The following is a 17,953-nucleotide window of genomic DNA, read 5'->3' on the forward strand; positions in this document are numbered from 1 at the left end:
CCGGGGATGCTATCCTTCGCCCGCGCCCCCCTCAAGTTGCGATTGTGTGAGGGTGCGCGGCGAAATCTCACGGCTGTGTTTGCAGATAGGCGATCACGTCCGCCCGGTCCTGCGCATTGGGCAGCCCGGCAAAGGCCATCTTCGTGCCGGGGGCATAGCCGCGCGGGTTGGTCAGGAAGGCGTCCAGATCCTCCGGCGTCCAGGCCTGGTCCGCCGTGGCCCGCAGCGCGCCGGAATAGGCGAACCCGGGAACGGAGGCCTTGGCCCGCCCCACCACGCCGTCCAGATGCGGGCCGATGCCGTTGGTGCCCAGCTTGTGGCAGGCCTGACAGCGCACGAAGACGTCGCGCCCATGGGCGGGATCGCCCTGCGCCAGAACCTCTGCCGCGCTGGGCGGGGGCGGCGGCGCCTCCACCGGGGCGATGGCATAGGCGAGCGGCACGACGGGGGGCGCATAAAGGACGGAGGCGAGGCCCGTCAGCCCCCCATAGACCAGAAGCGCCCCGGCCCCCGCCGCGATCAGCCGGATCATGCGTGTCCCCTTCGGTGCCATCCGGGGGGATGTAGCGGCTTCCCCCCTTCCCTCGCAAGGTATACGAACAAGGCAAAAGGGGGGACATATGACCGCACGCATCGCTTTTCAGGGGGAACTCGGCGCCTATTCCCACGCCGCCTGCCGCAACGCCCGTCCCGACATGGAGGTGCTGCCCCGCCCCACCTTTGAGGACGCGATCGAGGCCTGCCTGTCGGGCGAGGCGGATCTGGCCATGCTGCCGGTCGAAAACTCCACCTATGGCCGCGTGGCCGACATCCACGCCCTGTTGCCCAATTCCGGCCTGAAGATCATCGACGAAGCCTTCGTGCGGGTGGAGGTGGCCCTGATGGGCCCGCGCGGCGCCACCCTGTCCGGCGTGCGCCAGGCCATGAGCCATGCGGTCCTCCTAGGACAGGTGCGCGGCTTCCTGCGCCAGCACGGCATCACCACCCTGACCGGCGCCGACACTGCCGGTTCCGCCCGCGTGGTCGCGGAACGGGGCGATCCGGCGCTCGCCGCCCTCGCCCCGCGGCTCGCGGCCGAGATCTACGGCCTTGATATCCTCGCCGACGGGGTGGAGGACAACGCCGACAACACCACGCGCTTTCTTCTGTGCGCGCGCGAGGCGGACCTGTCGCGCCGCGCCGACCGGATGGTCACCACCTTCACCTTCCGCGTCCGCAACATTCCGGCCGCCCTTTACAAGGCGCTGGGCGGGTTCGCGACGAACGGCATCAACATGACCAAGCTGGAAAGCTACATGGTCGGCGGGGCCTTTGTCGCGACCGAGTTCTATGCCGACATCGAGGGCCATCCCGACGATCCGAACGTGAAGCTGGCGCTGGACGAACTGGCCTATTTCACGACCAACATCACCATCCTCGGCAGCTATCCGCGCCGCCGGTCCTGAGGTCGGGCCCCCCGCAGATCAGCGGGGGGCGGCCGCGCGGCGCAGGCGGTCGTTGATCGCGCGGCCCAGGCCGCTGTCGGGGATGGGCGCGACGGCGATCGTGCCGCCCTCCCCCGCCTGTCCGTCGGCCAGACGCAGCATGTGGAACAGGTTGGCCGCCGCCTCCACCATGTCGGCAGCGGGCGAAAGGTTCAGCGCCTCCGGCCCCGGGCCGAAGCCGATCCCGACCTCGTGTTCCGTGGCGCGGGTGTTCAGCCGCACCCGGCCTCGTGGGGCATAGTGCGACAAAAGCTGGCCGGGGGCCGAGGGCTTGGCCGCGTCCCCGCCCGTGGCCAGCGGACCCAGCACCGCCTCCAGCGCCTCGGCCGAAACGCCGCCGGGGCGCAGCAACTGCGGCCGCCCCACCAGACCGAGGATCGTCGATTCCACGCCCACCGCGCAGGGCCCGCCGTCCAGCACCGCCTCGATCCGGCCGGACAGCCCGTCCAGAACATGCGCGGCCCGCGTCGGGCTGATGCGCCCCGACGGATTGGCCGAAGGGCCGGCCATGGGCCCCCCAAAGGCCCGGAGCAGGCCGCGCGTCACCGGATGGGCGGGCACCCGGACGGCCACGCTGTCCAGACCCGCCGTCACCAAAGGCGACAGCCCCGCATCGGCCCGCAGGGGCAGTACCAGCGTCAGCGGCCCCGGCCAGAACCGGGCCAGACGTTCGAAGTCCGCAGGCAACACGGCATAGCGCGCCACGGCCTCCGCATCCGGCAGATGCACGATCAGGGGGTTGAAGCTGGGACGTCCCTTCGCCTCGTAGATGCGGGCCACGGCGCGGTCGCTGCGCGCGTCGCCCCCCAGTCCATAGACCGTTTCCGACGGAAACCCGACCAGCCCGCCCGCGCGCAGGATCGCGGCCGCGTCCCGCAGACCGGCATCGTCGGGAAGGATCAGGCGGGTGTCCATATCATGGCCTTTGCAACACACCTTCCTCGCTACCTCCACATCCCGGGGCTCGCAAGGGTGACAGCCCCCCTTCCGCGCGCTACACCCCAGTTCGACCGACATCCCGGAGCTTTCATGCGCAACATCTTTCTGAGCCTTCTGGCCGTGCTGAGCCTTGCGGCCTGCGCGGAGCCGAAATGGGCCCCCGAGGCCGCCGTCCAGCGCGCGGCCTTCCGCAGCGACGACCCGCCCTCGATCACGCTGTTCACCGTGGTGCGCCCCAGCACGGGCCGAGGCGGGCATTCGGGCCTGCTGATCAACGGCAGTCAGCGCATCCTGTTCGACCCGGCGGGCACCTTCTCGCACCCGCAGCTGCCGGAACGCAACGACGTGATCTATGGCATGAACGACAAGATGGTCGACTTCTACATCGACTATCACGCGCGTGAAAACTGGGACATGATCGAACAGACCGTGCCCGTGTCGCGTGAGGTGGCCGACATGGTCGCGCGGCGGGCCGAAGGCTGGGGTGCCGTGGGCAAGGCGCAATGCGCGCATTCCATCTCGGCCATGCTGAACGGGGTGCCGGGCTTTGAATCCGTCGGCGGCACGTGGTTCCCGGCCAACCTGCGCAAAGAGTTTGCCGAGGTTCCGGGCGTGCAGGAACGCCGGATCACCGACGCCACCGCCCGCAAGGATTACGGCGTGGAACTGGTGCAGCCCGGCGATCCGCGCGCGCAGGTCGCCGCCTACTGAAGCATCCAAAGCAGGCCATAGAGCATGGCCGCGCCGCCCAGGATCGCGTACAGCGTGCTGCGGGTCACCACCCCCAGCAGCACCGTGATCACGGCGGCGCACAAACGGGCGGGATCGACCTCTCCGCCCGTGATGTCGGGCCACAGGACCATGGGCGCCACCAGCCCCGGCAGCACCGCAACTGGGGTGTAGCGCAGCCACCGCCGGGCCCAGCGCGGGAACTGCCGCCCCATCATCAGGCCCAGGAACGAAAAGCGCAGAAGGAACGTGCCCAGACCGAGCACGAGGATCAGCGTCCAGAGGTCGTCCATCACGCGGCCTCCCGCTTCTGCCACGTTTCGACCTGCGCCCCGACCGCCATCGCCAGCAGCGCCGCCACCAGCACGCCCATCCCGTAGGGCACCCCCGCCAGCGCGAGCGAGCCGAGGACCGAGGTCAGGCAGGCGGCCACATGTGCCAAGGTCCGGAGCATGGGGGCCAGCATCGCAAGAAAGGTGATCGGCAAGGCGAAATCCAGCGCGAAGGATTCGGGAATGGCCGTGCCCGCCACGGCCCCGACCAGCGTGAACACATACCAGAGCAGCACGGTCGGTACCGCCGTTCCGGCATAGAAGGCCAGGATCTCGGGCAAGGGGCGCGGCGCCCGTTCGGCCATGTCCATCGTCAGCGCGAAGCTTTGATCGGTCAGCGTGTAGGCGATGACGATCCGTTGCCAAAGGCTGGCCTGCCCCACCAACGGGGCCAGCGCCGCCGAATACATCATCAGGCGCAGGTTCACCGCAAGCGCCGTGATCAGGATGACAAGGGTGGGCGCATTCTCCTGCGACAGTTGCAGGGCCACGAACTGCGCGGCCCCCGCCACCATAAGGATGGAAAAGCCCATCGTTTGCGCAAGGTTCAGGCCAGCCTCGGTCGCCACGACCCCGAACAGCAGGGCAAAGGGCACGATAACAAGGATGAAGGGCGCAGAGGCCTGCAGGCCCAGAAGAAAGGAACGGCGCAGCATCGGTTCACGCTTTACGCAAGGATGCCGCTGGCATAGGCGCTTGGCAGGGCCATTGCAATCGCCGGCACGGGGAGGTGCGGATGAAGATCCTGGACGGGCTGCCCGAACGGCATCGATCCGCCGCGGCAGAGCTTTATTGGCAGGCCTTCGGGGGGAAACTGGGCCGCGTGCTGGGCCCGGACGATCGCGGCCGGGACTTCGTCCGCCGCGCCATCCGCGCCGATCACGTTCTGGCCGCGGTGGAGGGGGATCGGCTTCTGGGCATCTGCGGCTTCAAGACCGCGCGGGGCGCCTTCGTGGCGGCGGACGCGTCCGTCATGCGCGCCAGCTACGGCACGCTGGGCGCCTTATGGCGGCGCCACGCGCTGGGACTGCTGGTGCAGGACACGGACAACGAACGCTTTCTGATCGACGGGCTGTGCGTGGCGGAAGGTGCGCGGAACCGGGGCGTGGGCACGGCCCTGATCGGCGCGATCTGCACCAAGGCCCGTCGTCAGGGATACGCGGCGGTCCGGCTGGATGTGGTGGACACGAACCTGGACGCGCGGCGGCTTTACGAACGTCTGGGCTTTCGCGCGGTCGGGATGCACCGGGCGCGGGCGGCGGCCACGCTGTTCGGCTTTGCCGCCACCGTGACCATGGTCCGGACCAAGCGTCCCTGTCCGGACTGACCCGCGCCTTATTCGAACGAACCCGCGGCGCGCGCCACCAGCATGAAGGCGCGGGCGGTGCGGGTTTCAGCCAGCGCCGCCAGTTCCCCGTCCGTGGCGTATTCGCCAAAGGCGGGCAGGCTGCGGTCGAAGCTGCGCAGGAAGTGGTGCGCGGCGTCCTGGAAGATCTGATCCTCGCGCAGACGGGCCGCCACGGTGCCCAGGGCCGCGCGGTCGCGGATCGCGGCGATGGCCGTGGTGGCCGGGGACCGTTCGCCCCCGGCAAAGCGGCGCCACAGGTCGGGGCGCGGCGCTTCGGGCACCAGATCGTCCACGAACACCCCGTCCTCGGCCAGAAGGGTCAGGACGTCCTGCGCCGAACGGATCAGGCGCGCGGCCTCCGGATCGTTCAGGACGGCCTGAAGCGCGGCGATCCCTTCGACGTCGTCGGGCGAATCGGGAAAGTTCAGGGCGCGCAGGTAATCGTCCAGCGTCAGTTCGGACGGAACGGGCTCCTCCTCCCAGACCGGCTCGGCCGCCGGAACGTCGACCGGCATCGCGCGCGGTGGTTCGGTCCGTGCCACGGCCGGACGCGTCATGCCCTGCGGTTCGGTCCGGGCCGCGTCCAGCGCGCCGTGCAGGCGGGCGGTTTCGGCCCGCAGATCCCGCAGCGCCCGGAGGGTGGAGATCAGCCCCACCATCAGCGCCAGCGGCCCCCCGATCAGAAGAAGCGCCATGAACAGGCCCGGCCCCTGCCCTTCGGGCTGCGACACCCACCAGCCGATCACGGCGCCCAGCCACAGGACGATGCCCGCCGCCCCCGCGATCTCGATCAACGGTCCCTCGGCGCCGGGTCGTCCCGCACCATGGCCCTGCCTGTCATTGTCTGCCATGCCGCCCTCAGATGTAACGGATCGAAACGACCTCGTAGCTGCGATCGCCGCCGGGGGTCTTCACCTCGACGCTGTCGCCTTCGTCCTTGCCGATCAGCGCCCGCGCAAGGGGGGAGCGCATGTTCAGAAGGCCGTTCTCGATGTCGGCCTCGGCCTCGCCCACGATCTGGTAGGTGCGCTCCTCGTCCGTGTCCTCGTCCACCAGGGTCACGGTCGCGCCGAACTTGATGGCGCCCGACAGCTTGGTCGGGTCGATGACCTCGGCCAGCGACAGGGTGCCTTCAAGCTCCTTGATGCGCCCTTCGATGAAGCTCTGCTTCTCGCGCGCGGAATGGTATTCGGCGTTCTCGGACAGGTCGCCCAGTTCGCGCGCCTCGGCGATGGCGCGGATCACGGAGGGACGCTCCACCGTTTTCAGCGTCTTCAGTTCTTGGTCGAGCGCGTTGAACCCCGCGCGGGTCATCGGGATCTTGTCCATGGGCCTTTACCGTAAAAGCAAAGCCACGGTCCGCGAGGGAGCCGTGACCTTGGGTTCTTCGTCCGCAGACTGCACAGAGCGGGACCTGAATTGCAAGCGCCCTGCCCCGCCTTGCGCGAAACATGTCCCATCGCCACCTTGTTTCCCGGCAGGCAAGGGGGATTGCCGCGTTGACCCCGCGCCACGCCTGCGTCACAAACGGGCCTTCAGCCCGGGAACATCCCAAGCCGGAGAAGCGACATGCCTGCCGAGATCACGCGCGAATCGATGGACTACGACGTTGTCATCGTGGGGGGTGGTCCGGCGGGGCTGTCGGCGGCGATCCGGTTGAAGCAGGTGAACCCCGATCTGTCGGTGGTGCTTCTGGAAAAGGGGTCGGAGGTGGGCGCCCACATCCTGTCGGGGGCGGTCCTGGACCCGGTGGGGCTGGACGCGCTGCTGCCCGACTGGCGCAACATGGGCGCCCCCGTCACCGTGGGCGTGACCGCCGACCACTTCTTCCACCTGACCGAGACGGGGCAGACGCGGCTGCCGAACGGCCCGATGCCCAAGCTGATGTCGAACCACGGCAACTACATCGTGTCGATGGGCAACGTCTGCCGGTGGCTGGCCGAACAGGCCGAGGGGCTGGGGGTGGAGATCTTCCCCGGCATGGCCTGCTCGGAACTCGTCTACGAGGGCGACCGGCTGAAGGGCGTCGTGGCGGGCGAGTTCGGCCGCAACCCCGACGGCACCCCCGGCCCGGGATACGAGCCGGGGATGGAGCTGCACGGCAAGTACGTGCTGCTGGCCGAAGGCGTGCGCGGATCCCTGTCCCAGCAGGTCATCGCCCGGCACGGGCTGGAAGCGTCCGAGCCGCAGAAGTACGGCCTCGGCATGAAGGAGATCTGGGAGATCGACCCCGCCAAGCACCGCGAGGGGACGGTCACCCACACCCTGGGCTGGCCTCTGGGCAAGAACGCGGGCGGCGGGTCCTTCATCTACCACGCCGAGAACAACCAGATCCTGATCGGCTTCGTGGTCCATCTGGGCTACGAGAACCCGTATCTGTCCCCGTATCAGGAGTTCCAGCGCTTCAAGCACCACCCAATGGTGGCCGACCTGCTCGCAGGCGGCAAGCGCGTGTCCTACGGCGCGCGCGCGATCAGCGAGGGGGGCTGGCAGTCGCTGCCCCGGCTGGTGGCGCCGGGCGTGGCGCTTCTGGGCTGCGCTGCGGGCATGGTGAACCTGCCGCGCATCAAGGGCAACCACAACGCCATGCTGTCGGGCATCGCCGCGGCCGACGCGGCCAGCGAGGCCATCGCGGCAGGCCGCGAGGGCGACACGCTGGACGCCTATGACACCGCCGTGCGCACCGGCGCGATCGGGAAAGACCTGAAGACGGTCCGCAACGTCAAGCCGCTGTGGTCGCGGTTCGGGCTTCTCGGCTCGCTGGTGCTGGGCGGCGTCGACATGTGGACGAACGAGCGGTTCGGCCGCTCGCTGATGGGCACGCTGGGCCATGGCAAGACGGACGCGGCCGCCACCGGCAAGGCGGCGGACTTCACGCCCATCGCCTATCCCAAACCCGACGGCGTGCTGTCCTTCGACCGGCTGACCAACGTGGCCTTTTCCTTCACCAACCACGAGGAAAGCCAGCCCTGCCATCTGAAGCTGAAGGATCCCGCGATCCCCATCGCCTTTACCCTGCCGACCTACGCCGAACCCTCGCAACGCTACTGCCCTGCGGGCGTCTACGAGGTGGTGGAGGACGCCGCCGGGCCGCGCTTCGTCATCAACTTCCAGAACTGCGTCCACTGCAAGACCTGCGACATCAAGGACCCCCCCCGCAACATCGTCTGGACCACGCCGCAGGGCGGCGACGGGCCCAACTACCCGAACATGTGAGGATCCCGGCCGCGTCAGGACCGGGGAAGGGTTTGCGATCCGCCGCGATGCGCCCTATCGTCGCCTGGTTGCAGCCGGAGGCCCCATGCCCGACACGTCCGTTTCCCGTCTTGCCGCGCTGGCTTTGGCGCTGTGCCTTCCCGCCGGTGCCATGGCGCAGGACGCAGGGGCCTATCTGGCCGCCCGCATCGCGGCCGAAGAGGGGGATCATGCGTTGGCCGCCGCCTGGTACACCCGCGCCACGGCCGCCGACACCGCCAATCCGGCGCTGCTGGAAGGCACCCTGATCGCCCACATCGCCGCCGGCCAGTTCGACGAGGCTTCGGCCGTGGCGCAGACCATGGGATCGCTGAACCTGCAAAGCCCGACGATGTATGTGGCGCTGGTCGACAAGCTGGCCAAGGCCGGCGATTGGGACGGCATCATCGGGCTGGACACGGATCTGGAAGCCGTGGGCGCCGTGATGCAGCAGCTGATCACCGGCTGGGCGGAACTGGGGCGCGGGCAGGCCGACGCCGCGATGACGGCCTTCGACAAGGTGGCGCAATCGCAGGGCCTGCAGGCCTTCGGGCTGTATCACAAGGCGCTGGCCCTTGCGATGGTGGGCGATCTGGAGGGGGCGGAGGCCATTCTGGCCGATCCCGATCATCCCGTCGCCGTCACCCGCCGCGGCACGCTGGCCCGCGTGCAGCTTTTGTCGCAGCTGGACCGCAAGGACGAGGCGCGGGAGCTTCTGGCCCAGAGCTTCGCCGAATCCGATCCGGTTCGGCGCATGCTGACCACCGCGCTGGACGCCGGCGAATCCCTGCCCTGGGACATCGTCCGCACCCCGCAGGAGGGTATGGCCGAGGTGTTCTACACCCTCGCCTCCGCCCTGTCCGCCGAAGCGGGCGACACGTTCACCCTCGTCTACGCCCGCGTGGCCACCGACCTGCGCCCCGATCACGCCGAGGCGCAGATCCTGGTGGGCGATCTTCTGGGGGGACAGGGGCAGACGGCCATGGCCATCGCCGCCTATGGCGCCGTCCCCGACACGGATCCGCTGCACGAGGCGGCCAACATCTCCGAAGCCGACGCCCTGTTCACCAACGGGCAGGACCGCGAGGCGGTGGACACGCTGAAGGCGCTGGCCGCCGAACGCCCCGACGCCCTTGGCGTGCAGGTGGCGCTGGCCGACGCCCTGCGCCAGACCGAGGATTTCGTCGCCGCCCTGCCGCAATACGACAAGGCGCTGCAGATGATCGGCTCCCCCTCCAAGCAGTACTGGCCAGTCCTGTTCAGCCGCGGCATCACCAACGACCGCCTTGGCCGGAAAGAGGAGGCGGAGGCCGACATGCGCGCCGCGCTGGACCTGATGCCCGACCAGCCGGACGTGCTGAACTACCTTGGCTATTCGCTGGTCGAACAGCACCGCAAGCTGGACGAGGCGCTGGACATGATCGAGCGTGCGGTGGCCGCCATGCCCGAATCCGGCGCGATCCAGGACAGCCTCGCCTGGGCCTTCTTCAAGCTGGGCCGCTTTGACGAGGCGGTGGCGCCCATGGAAACGGCGGTTCTTCTGGAACCCGCCGATCCGATCCTGACGGACCATCTGGGCGACATCTACTGGGCCGTGGGCCGGCGGGACGAAGCGCGGTTCCAGTGGCGCCGCGCGCTGGTCTTCGCCCCCGAGGCGGCGGAGGTGGAGCGCATCAACCTCAAGCTGGAAAAGGGCCTGACGCAGGTGCTGACCGACGAGGGGCAGACCGATTTCGCCGCCACGCTGACCAAGGCCGTCCATGACGACCATTGAGGCGCTGGCCCGCGCCAAGGTGAACCTCGCCCTGCACGTGACGGGGCGGCGGGAGGACGGGTATCACCTGCTGAACAGCCTTGTGGTGTTTGCGGGCGTGGGCGACCGGCTGGTCGGCCAGACTGCCGACGCCCTGACGCTGGAGGTGACGGGCCCCGAAGCGGCCAGCCTTCAGGGAGAAGACGACAACCTTGTCCTGCGCGCCGCGCGCCTGATGGGCACGGCGCGGCTGCGGCTGGACAAGGTGCTGCCCGTGGCGTCGGGCATCGGCGGCGGATCGGCGGATGCGGCGGCCACGCTGAAGATCATGTCGGGCCTGACGGGCCGCCCCCTGCCCCCGCCCGAACAGGTGCTGGCGCTTGGCGCAGATGTGCCGGTCTGCCTCAACGGTTCGCCCGCGCGGATGGCGGGGATCGGCGAACGGCTGGACCCGGTGCTGATGCCGAAGGCGTGGCTGGTGCTGGCCAATCCGCGCGTGCCCGTGCCCACCGGCCCGGTGTTCAAGGGGCTGGCGGGGTTCGGCGCCCCGCTTCCGGACATTCCGGCCTTTGCCACGGTGATGGAACTGGCCCGCTGGCTGCGCGCGACCCGCAACGATCTGGAAGCGCCCGCCATCGCGATCGCCCCGGTCATCGCCACGGTGCGCGACGCGCTGGCCGACCTGCCGGGCTGCCTGTTCGCGCGCATGTCGGGGTCGGGGGCCACCTGCTTCGGCCTGTTCGCGACCGAAGCCGAAGCCCGTGCCGGGGCCGGGGCCCTGCCCGAAGGCTGGTGGCGGGCCGCGGCGCCGCTGGAAACTTAGCGGATGCGCGCCACGACGTAATCGGCCAGATCGACCAGCATTCCGCGCAGCGTGTGTTCGGGCAGCGGGTCCAGCGCGGCCTTGGCCCGGTCGGCCCAGGCCAGCGCGTCCGCGCGCGCGGCGTCCAGCGCACCGTGGCGGGCCAGGATCGCCTGCGCCTTGTCCAGATCGCCGTCGCGCTGATCGCCCTGGGCGATCGTGCGGTCCCAGAATTCCCGCTCCTCGGCATCGGCAAGGGCCACGGCCTTGATCACGGGCAGGGTCAGTTTGCGTTCGCGGAAGTCGTCGCCGGTGTTCTTGCCGATGGTTTCCGCCACCCCGCCGTAATCCAGAAGGTCGTCCACGATCTGGAAGGCGATGCCCAGCGCGTCACCATAATCGCGCAGGCCCTTGACCTGTTCAGGTGCGGCGTCCGCGATCATGCCGCCCACCTCGGCCGCGGCGGCGAACAAGGCCGCCGTCTTGCCGCGCACCACCTGAAGATAGATCGCTTCCGTCGTCGCCAGATCCTGCGCGGCGGTCAGTTGCAGCACCTCACCCTCGGCGATGGTGGCGGAAGCGTTACACAGCACGTCCAGCACGTCCATCCGCCCGGGTTCGACCATGGTTTGGAACGACCGCGCGAACAGGTAGTCGCCCACCAGGACCGAGGATTTGTTGTCCCACAGCAGGTTCGCCGTCGGCCGACCGCGCCGCTGGGCGCTTTCGTCCACCACGTCGTCGTGCAGCAGGGTCGCGGTGTGGATGAACTCCACCGTGGCGGCCAGGTGGATGTGGAAGGGCCCGTCATACCCGCACATCCGCGCGGCGGCCAGAACCAGCATCGGGCGCAGGCGCTTGCCGCCCGCCTCCACCAGATGGGCCGTCACCTCGGGGATGCGCGGCGCGTGTTCCGAGGCCATCCGTTCCCGGATCAGGACGTTGACCCGATCCATGTCCGATCCCAGCCAGTCGCCCAGCCGGTCATGCGGTTTTTGCGAAACGTCGTCCACGTCAGTCCCCGATCCTCGACAAACCTGCGCCTGCCGCATATCCTTTTGCGATGAAAGAGCTTCTGCGCACCACCGACCCCACAGTGATCGCCTTCGCACAGGCGCTGCTTCAGGGCGAGGGTATAGACGTCTTTGTCATGGACGTCCACATGAGCATCCTGGACGGCGGCATCGGCGCCCTGCCCCGCCGGATGATGGTGCACGAGGATGACCACGCCGCCGCCGCCCGCGCCCTGACCGACAACGGCGTCCTTCTGGGCCACTGATGTTCGCCGCCCTGACCGAGGACGGGTTCCTGGACGGCCGCCTGCGCATCCTGCAGCCGCGGGACGGCTACCGCGCCGCGACCGATCCGGTGTTCCTGGCCGCCGCCGTGCCGGCGAAGGCCGGACAGCGCGTTCTGGAACTGGGCTGCGGCGTGGGTGTCGCGGCTTTGTGCCTTGCGCACCGCACAGGCGCGCATCTGACGGGGGTGGAGGTTCAGGCCGATTACGCCGACCTTGCGCGGCGCAACGCCGACGCGAACGCCCTGCCGCTGGAGGTGATCGAGGGCGATCTGGACCGCCTTGCCCTTACGGACAGCTTCGATCACGTGATGGCCAATCCACCCTATTACGCCGGCGGCACCCCGTCCCGCGACCCCGGGCGCGATCTTGCGCTGCGCGAGGATCTGCCGCTGGCCCGCTGGATGGAGGTGATGGCCCGGCGTCTGCGCCCCGGCGGGACGATGACGCTGATCTTCGGGGCGGACCGGCTGCCGGATGCGCTGTGCGGGATGCCCCCTTCGGTCGGGTCGGTCGTGGTGCTGCCGCTGGCCGCGCGCGCAGGCCGGGCGCCGAAGCGGCTGATCCTGCAGGCCCGCAAGGGCGGACGCGCGGCCTTCGTGCTGGCCGCCCCTGCCATTCTGCACGCGGCGCCCGCACATAATCACGATGGCGAGGATGTCACACCCTTGGCCCGCACCATACTTCGGCAGGGCGGCGGCTTTCCGCATCCCCTTTTCGCGCCTTCGCGCAGCGGATCGCGCATCGGCGAAAAGAACGCGTGACACGACTCAAAGAGCGTGTTGCAATTCTTTTACACGCAATCACACAGGAGACCGTCATGTCTGTTGCCTCGCATCTGCAAGAACTGCGCCGCAAGCACGATTCTCTCTCGAACTCGGTGGTCTGGGAACAGCGCCAACCCGCCGCCGACGCCATCAAGGTTGCCGAGATGAAGAAGCAGAAGCTTCGTCTCAAGGAAGAAATCAATCGTCTGACGCGGATCTGATCCGCGCGGCGCTGGCGTCCTTGCGCCAGCGCACCAGCCTTACGCCGATAGGGACATCGCGTCCCGCGACCAGTCCGGCTTCGTGGTCGGGGCGCCGAACAGATAGCCCTGCAGGCAGTCGATGCCGATCCCGCGCAGGAACTCCGCCTCGGCCACGGTTTCGACGGATTCGGCCACCGTCACCATCTCGAACTGCTGGGCGATGGATTGCAGCGCCCGCGTCAGCACCTGGTTGTCCGGGTCCCGCGCGATGCCGCGGACGAACTGCCCGTCGATCTTCACCATGTCGAAGAAGAAGTCCTTGAAATAGCGGAAGGCCGTGAAGCCCGCGCCGAAGTCGTCCAGCGCAAAGGCGATGCCGTATTGCTGCAGTTCGTCCATGAACGACACCACCAGCTCCGGCACCAGCATGGCGGAGCTTTCGGTGATCTCCAGGATCAACCGCTCACCCACCGTGGCGTCGCGCTTCAGCCCGTGGCGCAGCGCCCGCATCCATGGGGCATAGCCCACGGACCGCGCGGACATGTTCACCGCCAGCCGCAGGGTCGGGTTCTGCGACAGCGTCCACAGGCCCGCCTCCAGCGCCGCGACGTCGATGCGCCGGCCAGTTTCCTGTTCCTCCACCGCCGCCATGAAATCCCGCGCCGGGATCACCCGGCCCGTGGGGTCCAGAATGCGGATCAGCCCTTCGTGAAACGCCACCCGCGTCGGATCGGAGCCGAGCACGACCGGCTGGAAGGCCAGTTTCACCCGCTTCTGATCCAGCGCCTGCGACACCATCGCCAACGTCTGCCGGTCGTTTTCCGAGATCGCGAATCCCAGAGGCGTGCCCTCGATCGCCGCCTTGCGCTTGTTCTCAGCCATCGAATCCTCTCCGAGTCCCACGCTGGACAACTTGGGGCATGCCTCGTAAACAAAAGCTGAAGATTTCGCATTTGCATCGAATTGGGCGGACCGGCACATGGACGGGCAGCGCTGCCACTGGTGCGGGACGGACCCCGTCTATGTCGCCTATCACGACACCGAATGGGGCATGCCCGACACCGATCCGCGCGTGTTGTGGGAAAAGCTGATCCTGGACGGGTTTCAGGCGGGGCTGTCTTGGATCACGATCCTGCGGCGGCGCGACGGGTTCCGCGCGGCCTTCGAAGGCTTCCACCCCGAAACCATCGCCGGATGGGGGGAAGCGGAGGTGACGCGCCTTCTGGCCGATCCGCGCATCATCCGCCACCGCGGCAAGATCGAGGCGACGATCCTGAACGCCCGCGCCTATCTGGACATGCCCGACTTCGGCGCCTTCCTGTGGGATTACGTGGACGGCACGCCCCTTGTGAACGCGCCCGAAACCCCGGCCGACATTCCGGCGGCCACGGACCTGTCACACCGCATCTCGAAGGACCTGCGCAAGCGGGGGTTCCGCTTCTGCGGGCCGACGATCACCTACGCCTTCCTTCAGGCCTCGGGGCTGATCAACGACCATCTGGTCGGCTGCCCCGCCCGTGCGCGCTGCCTGTCAGCGGGACAGCGCATCCAGAACGGCCAGCGCGTCGGGTGAATCCCATTCGGCGTCGCCCGTCAGGCGGCCCACGATCTGTCCTTCGGGGTTCAGGATCAGCGTCACCGGCAGGCCGATCACGCCCACCTTGCGCGCCAGCGCCTGATCGGGATCGCGCAAGGCGGTCACGTGGGTGACGGACTGTTCGGCGAAGAACTGGCGGATCTTCGGCACCGGGTTGCGCCCCGTGGCCACCGTCACCACCGCAAGGTCGGGACGCGCGGCCTGCAACCGGTCCAAGGATGGCATCTCCTTCCGGCAAGGTGGGCACCAGGTGGCCCAGAAGTTCAGCACCGTCCACTTGCCGGCCGGAAGGGCCTGCACCTCGTCCTCCAGCGTCAGAAGATCGGCGGCGGGCAAGGGTTTCGCCTCCTCGAAGGCCAGCTTGCGCATGTCGCCCGCCTGCACGGCCTGCGCCGCCGGCACATCGGCCATCGCCGTATTTGCGCCAAGCGCCAAGGCGGTATAGACGAACAGGACGCGCAGCATCAGAACCTCCGAAGGCTTTTTCCATGACCGCATCCGATCAGTCCTCTGCCAACGCCATGTGGGGCGGGCGCTTTGCCGCCGGTCCGGACGCGATCATGACGGCGATCAACGCCTCGATCGGGTTCGACCAGCGGATGGCGGCACAGGACATCGCCGGATCCCGGGCCCATGCGGCGATGCTCGCGGCACAGGGCATCATCACGGATAGCGATGCGGAGGCGATCGGCCAAGGCCTTCTCACGGTGTTGTCAGAGATCGAGGGCGGCGCCTTCCCCTTCCGCGAGGATCTGGAGGACATCCACATGAACGTGGAAGCCCGCCTGAAGGAGATCATCGGAGAGCCGGCCGGACGCCTGCACACCGCACGGTCGCGCAACGACCAGGTGGCCGTCGATTTCCGCATGTGGGTGCGCGACCAGTGCGACGCCGCCATCACCGGGATCGAGGCGCTGCTGCGCGCCTTCGTGGCCCAGGCCGAGGAGGGGGCCGACTGGGTCATGCCCGGCTTCACCCATCTGCAGACCGCGCAGCCCGTGACATGGGGCCACCACATGCTGGCCTATGCCGAGATGCTGGGCCGCGACCTGTCCCGCTTCCGCGACGCCCGCGCGCGGATGAACGAATGCCCGCTGGGGGCCGCCGCGCTGGCCGGCACCTCCTTCCCCATCGACCGTCATGCGACGGCCAAGGCTCTTGGCTTCGACCGGCCCACGGCCAACAGCCTCGACTCCGTGGCCGACCGCGATTTCGCGCTGGAGTTCCTGTCCGCCTCCGCCATCACCGCCATGCACCTGAGCCGCTTTGCCGAGGAGCTGGTGATCTGGTCCTCGGCCCAGTTCCGTTTCGTGCGCCTGTCGGACCGTTGGACGACCGGCAGTTCGATCATGCCGCAGAAGAAGAACCCGGACGCGGCCGAGCTGCTGCGCGCCAAGATCGGGCGCATCCTCGGTGCAACGGTCGCCCTCTTCACCGTGATGAAGGGCCTGCCCCTGACCTATTCCAAGGACATGCAGGAGGACAAGGAGCAGGTCTTCGACGCCGCCGACACCCTGATGCTGTGCCTGGCCGCGATGACGGGGATGGTGGGCGACATGCAGGCCAACACGGCGGAACTGAAAAGGGCCGCGGCCTCGGGCTTCTCCACCGCCACCGATCTGGCCGACTGGCTGGTGCGCGAACTGGGCCTGCCCTTCCGCGACGCCCACCACGTCACCGGCACGCTGGTGGCGCGGGCCGAAGCCAAGGGCTGCGACCTGCCCGACCTGACGCTGGCCGACATGCAGGAGGTCCATGCCGGCATCCGGGCCGACGTGTTCGACGTTCTGGGCGTGGACAACTCCGTCCGTTCGCGGCAATCCTACGGGGGCACCGCGCCGGATCAGGTCCGCGCGCAGGTCGCCCGCTGGAAGGACATCCTCCGATGAAACCCGTTGCCGTCCTTGCCCTGCTGCTGCTGGCCGCCTGCGATACGGGTCCGTATCTGAACGCGGGCATCGGCATCGGGCCGGGCGGCGTCTATGCCGCCCCTTCCGTCAGCGGCCGCATGGGCGGTGTCGGCGTGGCGGTCAGCCCCTGAGGTCTTCATGAGCCACCCGATCCTTCTGGCCTGCCTGCTGGCCTTTGCCACCTTTGTCGCCCTGTCCGGCTGCGGCGTCGACGGCGAACCCGTCGCGCCCAACGGGACCGAGATTTTCCCTGCCGACACCCAGCCCGAGATCAACCGCTAAATGGATCACTTCGCCTACCGCTCCGGCACGCTGCACGCCGAGGATGTGGCGCTGGCCGACATCGCCCGCGTCGTCGGCACGCCCTTCTACTGCTATTCCACCGCCACGCTGACGCGCCACTACCGGCTGTTCACCGAAGCGCTGTCGCCGCTGCCGCATCTTGTGTGCTTTGCCATCAAGTCGCTGTCGAACGTGGCGGTGCTGAAGACGCTGGGCGATCTGGGCGCGGGCATGGACGTGGTGTCGGCCGGCGAATACCTGCGGGCCAAGGCCGCGGGCGTTCCGGGCGACCGGATCGTCTTTTCCGGCGTCGGCAAGACGCGCGAGGAGATGCGGATCGCGCTGGAAGGCGGCATCCGCCAGTTCAACGTGGAATCCGAGCCCGAGATGCGCGCCCTGTCCGAGGTCGCGGTGTCGCTGGGCAAGGTCGCCCCGATCACCATCCGCGTGAACCCCGACGTGGACGCCCGCACCCATGAAAAGATCGCGACCGGCAAGTCGGAAAACAAGTTCGGCATCCCCATCGCCCGCGCGTCCGAGGTGTATGCCGAAGCCGCCCGCCTGCCCGGTCTGGACGTGGTGGGCATCGACGTGCACATCGGCAGCCAGCTGACCGAGCTGGAGCCGTTCGAGCAGGCCTATCTCAAGGTCGCGGACCTGACCCGCCGCCTGCGCGCCGAAGGCCACGACATCCGCCGCTTGGATCTGGGCGGCGGCCTTGGCATCCCCTACGCCCGCGGGAACGAGGCGCCGCCCCTTCCCACCGACTACGGCGCGCTGATCAAGCGCACCGTGGGCGATCTGGGCTGCGAGATCGAGATCGAGCCGGGGCGCCTGATCTCGGGCAATTCCGGGGTTCTGGTCAGCCGCGTGATCTACGTCAAGAACGGCGAGGGGCGGGATTTCCTGATCCTCGACGCCGCGATGAACGACCTTGTCCGCCCGTCCATGTACGGCGCGCATCACGACATCGTCGCGGTGGAGGAGCCGGTCGTGGGCGCCGACCAGCAGCCCTACGACGTGGTGGGCCCGGTCTGCGAAACCGGCGACACCTTTGCCAAGGCCCGCCCCCTGCCCGCGCTGGCCGAAGGGGATCTGGTCGCCTTCCGCTCGGCCGGGGCTTATGGCGCTGTGATGGCGTCCGAATACAACACCCGTCCCCTGATCCCCGAGGTTCTGGTGAAGGACGATCACTATGCCGTCATTCGCGCCCGTCCGACGTTTGACGAAATCCTTTCGCGCGATACCATACCGGACTGGCTGTAGATGCGGCCAG

At 68.6% G+C, this 17,953-nt stretch carries 23 protein-coding genes; 14 read left to right on the forward strand and 9 right to left on the reverse strand.

Annotated features, from left to right (window positions below; genetic code table 11):
- Nucleotides 1-67: 67 nt before the first annotated feature.
- Nucleotides 68-532, reverse strand: coding sequence for a c-type cytochrome (locus PIJ50_RS02025; RefSeq protein ID WP_271972239.1), 465 nt, complete (start codon nucleotides 530-532; stop codon nucleotides 68-70).
- Between the two features lie 88 nt (nucleotides 533-620).
- Between PIJ50_RS02025 and PIJ50_RS02030 the strand changes: the two genes are divergently transcribed.
- Nucleotides 621-1,445 (forward strand): prephenate dehydratase, encoded by an 825-nt coding sequence (locus tag PIJ50_RS02030; RefSeq protein WP_271972241.1) that lies wholly within the window; start codon nucleotides 621-623, stop codon nucleotides 1,443-1,445.
- A gap of 18 nt (nucleotides 1,446-1,463) precedes the next feature.
- Here PIJ50_RS02030 and PIJ50_RS02035 read toward each other — a convergent pair whose 3' ends face one another.
- Nucleotides 1,464-2,399, reverse strand: coding sequence for an L-threonylcarbamoyladenylate synthase (locus PIJ50_RS02035; RefSeq protein ID WP_271972244.1), 936 nt, complete (start codon nucleotides 2,397-2,399; stop codon nucleotides 1,464-1,466).
- A 114-nt stretch (nucleotides 2,400-2,513) separates the two neighbouring features.
- Between PIJ50_RS02035 and PIJ50_RS02040 the strand changes: the two genes are divergently transcribed.
- The gene (locus PIJ50_RS02040) at nucleotides 2,514-3,134 is read left to right on the forward strand and encodes a hypothetical protein (protein ID WP_271972246.1); all 621 of its coding nucleotides are present in this window, start codon (nucleotides 2,514-2,516) and stop codon (nucleotides 3,132-3,134) included.
- On the opposite strand, the gene PIJ50_RS02045 is transcribed toward PIJ50_RS02040, so the two are convergent.
- The gene (locus PIJ50_RS02045; protein ID WP_271972248.1) at nucleotides 3,128-3,448 is read right to left on the reverse strand and encodes a branched-chain amino acid transport AzlD family protein; all 321 of its coding nucleotides are present in this window, start codon (nucleotides 3,446-3,448) and stop codon (nucleotides 3,128-3,130) included. The two genes, PIJ50_RS02040 and PIJ50_RS02045, sit on opposite strands and share 7 nt — an antisense overlap.
- Entirely contained in the window at nucleotides 3,445-4,140 is a 696-nt protein-coding gene (locus tag PIJ50_RS02050) for an AzlC family ABC transporter permease (protein WP_271972250.1), read from the reverse strand. The genes PIJ50_RS02045 and PIJ50_RS02050 overlap by 4 nt, the downstream gene beginning before the upstream one ends.
- A gap of 80 nt (nucleotides 4,141-4,220) precedes the next feature.
- On the opposite strand from PIJ50_RS02050, the gene PIJ50_RS02055 reads away from it, so the two are divergent.
- Nucleotides 4,221-4,811 (forward strand): GNAT family N-acetyltransferase, encoded by a 591-nt coding sequence (locus tag PIJ50_RS02055; RefSeq protein ID WP_271972251.1) that lies wholly within the window; start codon nucleotides 4,221-4,223, stop codon nucleotides 4,809-4,811.
- Nucleotides 4,812-4,819: 8 nt separating this feature from the next.
- On the opposite strand, the gene PIJ50_RS02060 is transcribed toward PIJ50_RS02055, so the two are convergent.
- Both PIJ50_RS02060 and greA read right to left on the reverse strand, forming a co-directional pair.
- On the reverse strand, nucleotides 4,820-5,683 hold the full coding sequence (locus tag PIJ50_RS02060; RefSeq protein ID WP_271972253.1) for a hypothetical protein: 864 nt from the start codon (nucleotides 5,681-5,683) through the stop codon (nucleotides 4,820-4,822).
- Between the two features lie 7 nt (nucleotides 5,684-5,690).
- On the reverse strand, nucleotides 5,691-6,161 hold the full coding sequence (gene greA, locus PIJ50_RS02065; protein WP_271972255.1) for a transcription elongation factor GreA: 471 nt from the start codon (nucleotides 6,159-6,161) through the stop codon (nucleotides 5,691-5,693).
- Nucleotides 6,162-6,401: 240 nt separating this feature from the next.
- On the opposite strand from greA, the gene PIJ50_RS02070 reads away from it, so the two are divergent.
- The 3 genes from PIJ50_RS02070 (at nucleotide 6,402) to PIJ50_RS02080 (ending at nucleotide 10,642) form a co-directional block, all read left to right on the forward strand.
- Nucleotides 6,402-8,048, forward strand: a complete 1,647-nt coding sequence (locus PIJ50_RS02070) for an electron transfer flavoprotein-ubiquinone oxidoreductase (protein ID WP_271972257.1) — start codon at nucleotides 6,402-6,404, stop codon at nucleotides 8,046-8,048.
- 85 nt (nucleotides 8,049-8,133) lie between these two features.
- Nucleotides 8,134-9,840 carry a tetratricopeptide repeat protein gene (locus tag PIJ50_RS02075; protein ID WP_271972259.1) on the forward strand — a complete coding sequence of 569 codons (1,707 nt, stop codon included), beginning with the start codon at nucleotides 8,134-8,136 and terminating at the stop codon, nucleotides 9,838-9,840.
- A complete protein-coding gene (locus PIJ50_RS02080) occupies nucleotides 9,827-10,642 on the forward strand; it encodes a 4-(cytidine 5'-diphospho)-2-C-methyl-D-erythritol kinase (protein WP_271972260.1) in 816 nt (271 codons plus the stop codon). Before PIJ50_RS02075 ends, PIJ50_RS02080 begins: the two co-directional genes overlap by 14 nt.
- Here PIJ50_RS02080 and PIJ50_RS02085 read toward each other — a convergent pair.
- Entirely contained in the window at nucleotides 10,639-11,577 is a 939-nt protein-coding gene (locus PIJ50_RS02085; protein WP_271972929.1) for a polyprenyl synthetase family protein, read from the reverse strand. The two genes, PIJ50_RS02080 and PIJ50_RS02085, sit on opposite strands and share 4 nt — an antisense overlap.
- A gap of 107 nt (nucleotides 11,578-11,684) precedes the next feature.
- Here PIJ50_RS02085 and PIJ50_RS02090 point away from each other — a divergent pair, with 107 nt between their 5' ends.
- Genes PIJ50_RS02090 through PIJ50_RS02100 form a run of 3 tightly spaced genes read left to right on the forward strand, consistent with a single transcriptional unit; the run spans nucleotide 11,685 to nucleotide 12,906 of the window.
- Nucleotides 11,685-11,900: a putative signal transducing protein gene (locus PIJ50_RS02090; protein ID WP_271972262.1), complete on the forward strand. Its 216-nt coding sequence runs from the start codon at nucleotides 11,685-11,687 to the stop codon at nucleotides 11,898-11,900.
- The gene (locus PIJ50_RS02095) at nucleotides 11,900-12,682 is read left to right on the forward strand and encodes a tRNA1(Val) (adenine(37)-N6)-methyltransferase (RefSeq protein WP_271972263.1); all 783 of its coding nucleotides are present in this window, start codon (nucleotides 11,900-11,902) and stop codon (nucleotides 12,680-12,682) included. The genes PIJ50_RS02090 and PIJ50_RS02095 overlap by 1 nt, the downstream gene beginning before the upstream one ends.
- 56 nt (nucleotides 12,683-12,738) lie before the next feature.
- Nucleotides 12,739-12,906: a YdcH family protein gene (locus PIJ50_RS02100; protein WP_271972265.1), complete on the forward strand. Its 168-nt coding sequence runs from the start codon at nucleotides 12,739-12,741 to the stop codon at nucleotides 12,904-12,906.
- A 39-nt stretch (nucleotides 12,907-12,945) separates the two neighbouring features.
- Here the strand turns inward: PIJ50_RS02100 and PIJ50_RS02105 are convergent, their stop codons facing one another.
- Nucleotides 12,946-13,770, reverse strand: coding sequence for an EAL domain-containing protein (locus PIJ50_RS02105; RefSeq protein ID WP_271972266.1), 825 nt, complete (start codon nucleotides 13,768-13,770; stop codon nucleotides 12,946-12,948).
- Between the two features lie 97 nt (nucleotides 13,771-13,867).
- On the opposite strand from PIJ50_RS02105, the gene PIJ50_RS02110 reads away from it, so the two are divergent.
- On the forward strand, nucleotides 13,868-14,461 hold the full coding sequence (locus tag PIJ50_RS02110) for a DNA-3-methyladenine glycosylase I (RefSeq protein ID WP_271972267.1): 594 nt from the start codon (nucleotides 13,868-13,870) through the stop codon (nucleotides 14,459-14,461).
- Here the strand turns inward: PIJ50_RS02110 and PIJ50_RS02115 are convergent.
- Complete coding sequence (locus PIJ50_RS02115; protein WP_271972268.1) at nucleotides 14,420-14,950, reverse strand: TlpA family protein disulfide reductase; 531 nt, start codon at nucleotides 14,948-14,950, stop codon at nucleotides 14,420-14,422. The two genes, PIJ50_RS02110 and PIJ50_RS02115, sit on opposite strands and share 42 nt — an antisense overlap.
- A gap of 23 nt (nucleotides 14,951-14,973) precedes the next feature.
- Between PIJ50_RS02115 and argH the strand changes: the two genes are divergently transcribed.
- The 4 genes from argH to lysA are packed head-to-tail and all read left to right on the forward strand — an operon-like array spanning nucleotide 14,974 to nucleotide 17,943.
- Nucleotides 14,974-16,374: an argininosuccinate lyase gene (gene argH, locus PIJ50_RS02120; RefSeq protein WP_271972269.1), complete on the forward strand. Its 1,401-nt coding sequence runs from the start codon at nucleotides 14,974-14,976 to the stop codon at nucleotides 16,372-16,374.
- Nucleotides 16,371-16,526 carry a hypothetical protein gene (locus tag PIJ50_RS02125; RefSeq protein ID WP_271972271.1) on the forward strand — a complete coding sequence of 52 codons (156 nt, stop codon included), beginning with the start codon at nucleotides 16,371-16,373 and terminating at the stop codon, nucleotides 16,524-16,526. Before argH ends, PIJ50_RS02125 begins: the two co-directional genes overlap by 4 nt.
- Before the next feature lie 7 nt (nucleotides 16,527-16,533).
- Nucleotides 16,534-16,677 carry a hypothetical protein gene (locus tag PIJ50_RS02130; RefSeq protein ID WP_271972273.1) on the forward strand — a complete coding sequence of 48 codons (144 nt, stop codon included), beginning with the start codon at nucleotides 16,534-16,536 and terminating at the stop codon, nucleotides 16,675-16,677.
- Nucleotides 16,678-17,943 (forward strand): diaminopimelate decarboxylase, encoded by a 1,266-nt coding sequence (gene lysA / locus PIJ50_RS02135; RefSeq protein WP_271972275.1) that lies wholly within the window; start codon nucleotides 16,678-16,680, stop codon nucleotides 17,941-17,943.
- Nucleotides 17,944-17,953: the final 10 nt, after the last annotated feature.

This window comes from Falsirhodobacter sp. 20TX0035, from assembly GCF_028307215.1.
Taxonomy (GTDB): domain Bacteria; phylum Pseudomonadota; class Alphaproteobacteria; order Rhodobacterales; family Rhodobacteraceae; genus Falsirhodobacter.

Coding starts and splice junctions, on each gene's coding strand:
- PIJ50_RS02025 (WP_271972239.1), bottom strand. CDS start 532: ATGATCCGGCTGATCGCGGCGGGGGCCGGGGCGCTTCTGGTCTATGGG.
- PIJ50_RS02030 (WP_271972241.1), top strand. CDS start 621: ATGACCGCACGCATCGCTTTTCAGGGGGAACTCGGCGCCTATTCCCAC.
- PIJ50_RS02035 (WP_271972244.1), bottom strand. CDS start 2,399: ATGGACACCCGCCTGATCCTTCCCGACGATGCCGGTCTGCGGGACGCG.
- PIJ50_RS02040 (WP_271972246.1), top strand. CDS start 2,514: ATGCGCAACATCTTTCTGAGCCTTCTGGCCGTGCTGAGCCTTGCGGCC.
- PIJ50_RS02050 (WP_271972250.1), bottom strand. CDS start 4,140: ATGCTGCGCCGTTCCTTTCTTCTGGGCCTGCAGGCCTCTGCGCCCTTC.
- PIJ50_RS02055 (WP_271972251.1), top strand. CDS start 4,221: ATGAAGATCCTGGACGGGCTGCCCGAACGGCATCGATCCGCCGCGGCA.
- PIJ50_RS02060 (WP_271972253.1), bottom strand. CDS start 5,683: ATGGCAGACAATGACAGGCAGGGCCATGGTGCGGGACGACCCGGCGCC.
- greA (WP_271972255.1), bottom strand. CDS start 6,161: ATGGACAAGATCCCGATGACCCGCGCGGGGTTCAACGCGCTCGACCAA.
- PIJ50_RS02070 (WP_271972257.1), top strand. CDS start 6,402: ATGCCTGCCGAGATCACGCGCGAATCGATGGACTACGACGTTGTCATC.
- PIJ50_RS02075 (WP_271972259.1), top strand. CDS start 8,134: ATGCCCGACACGTCCGTTTCCCGTCTTGCCGCGCTGGCTTTGGCGCTG.
- PIJ50_RS02080 (WP_271972260.1), top strand. CDS start 9,827: ATGACGACCATTGAGGCGCTGGCCCGCGCCAAGGTGAACCTCGCCCTG.
- PIJ50_RS02085 (WP_271972929.1), bottom strand. CDS start 11,577: ATGGATCGGGTCAACGTCCTGATCCGGGAACGGATGGCCTCGGAACAC.
- PIJ50_RS02090 (WP_271972262.1), top strand. CDS start 11,685: ATGAAAGAGCTTCTGCGCACCACCGACCCCACAGTGATCGCCTTCGCA.
- PIJ50_RS02095 (WP_271972263.1), top strand. CDS start 11,900: ATGTTCGCCGCCCTGACCGAGGACGGGTTCCTGGACGGCCGCCTGCGC.
- PIJ50_RS02100 (WP_271972265.1), top strand. CDS start 12,739: ATGTCTGTTGCCTCGCATCTGCAAGAACTGCGCCGCAAGCACGATTCT.
- PIJ50_RS02105 (WP_271972266.1), bottom strand. CDS start 13,770: ATGGCTGAGAACAAGCGCAAGGCGGCGATCGAGGGCACGCCTCTGGGA.
- PIJ50_RS02110 (WP_271972267.1), top strand. CDS start 13,868: ATGGACGGGCAGCGCTGCCACTGGTGCGGGACGGACCCCGTCTATGTC.
- PIJ50_RS02115 (WP_271972268.1), bottom strand. CDS start 14,950: ATGCTGCGCGTCCTGTTCGTCTATACCGCCTTGGCGCTTGGCGCAAAT.
- argH (WP_271972269.1), top strand. CDS start 14,974: ATGACCGCATCCGATCAGTCCTCTGCCAACGCCATGTGGGGCGGGCGC.
- PIJ50_RS02125 (WP_271972271.1), top strand. CDS start 16,371: ATGAAACCCGTTGCCGTCCTTGCCCTGCTGCTGCTGGCCGCCTGCGAT.
- PIJ50_RS02130 (WP_271972273.1), top strand. CDS start 16,534: ATGAGCCACCCGATCCTTCTGGCCTGCCTGCTGGCCTTTGCCACCTTT.
- lysA (WP_271972275.1), top strand. CDS start 16,678: ATGGATCACTTCGCCTACCGCTCCGGCACGCTGCACGCCGAGGATGTG.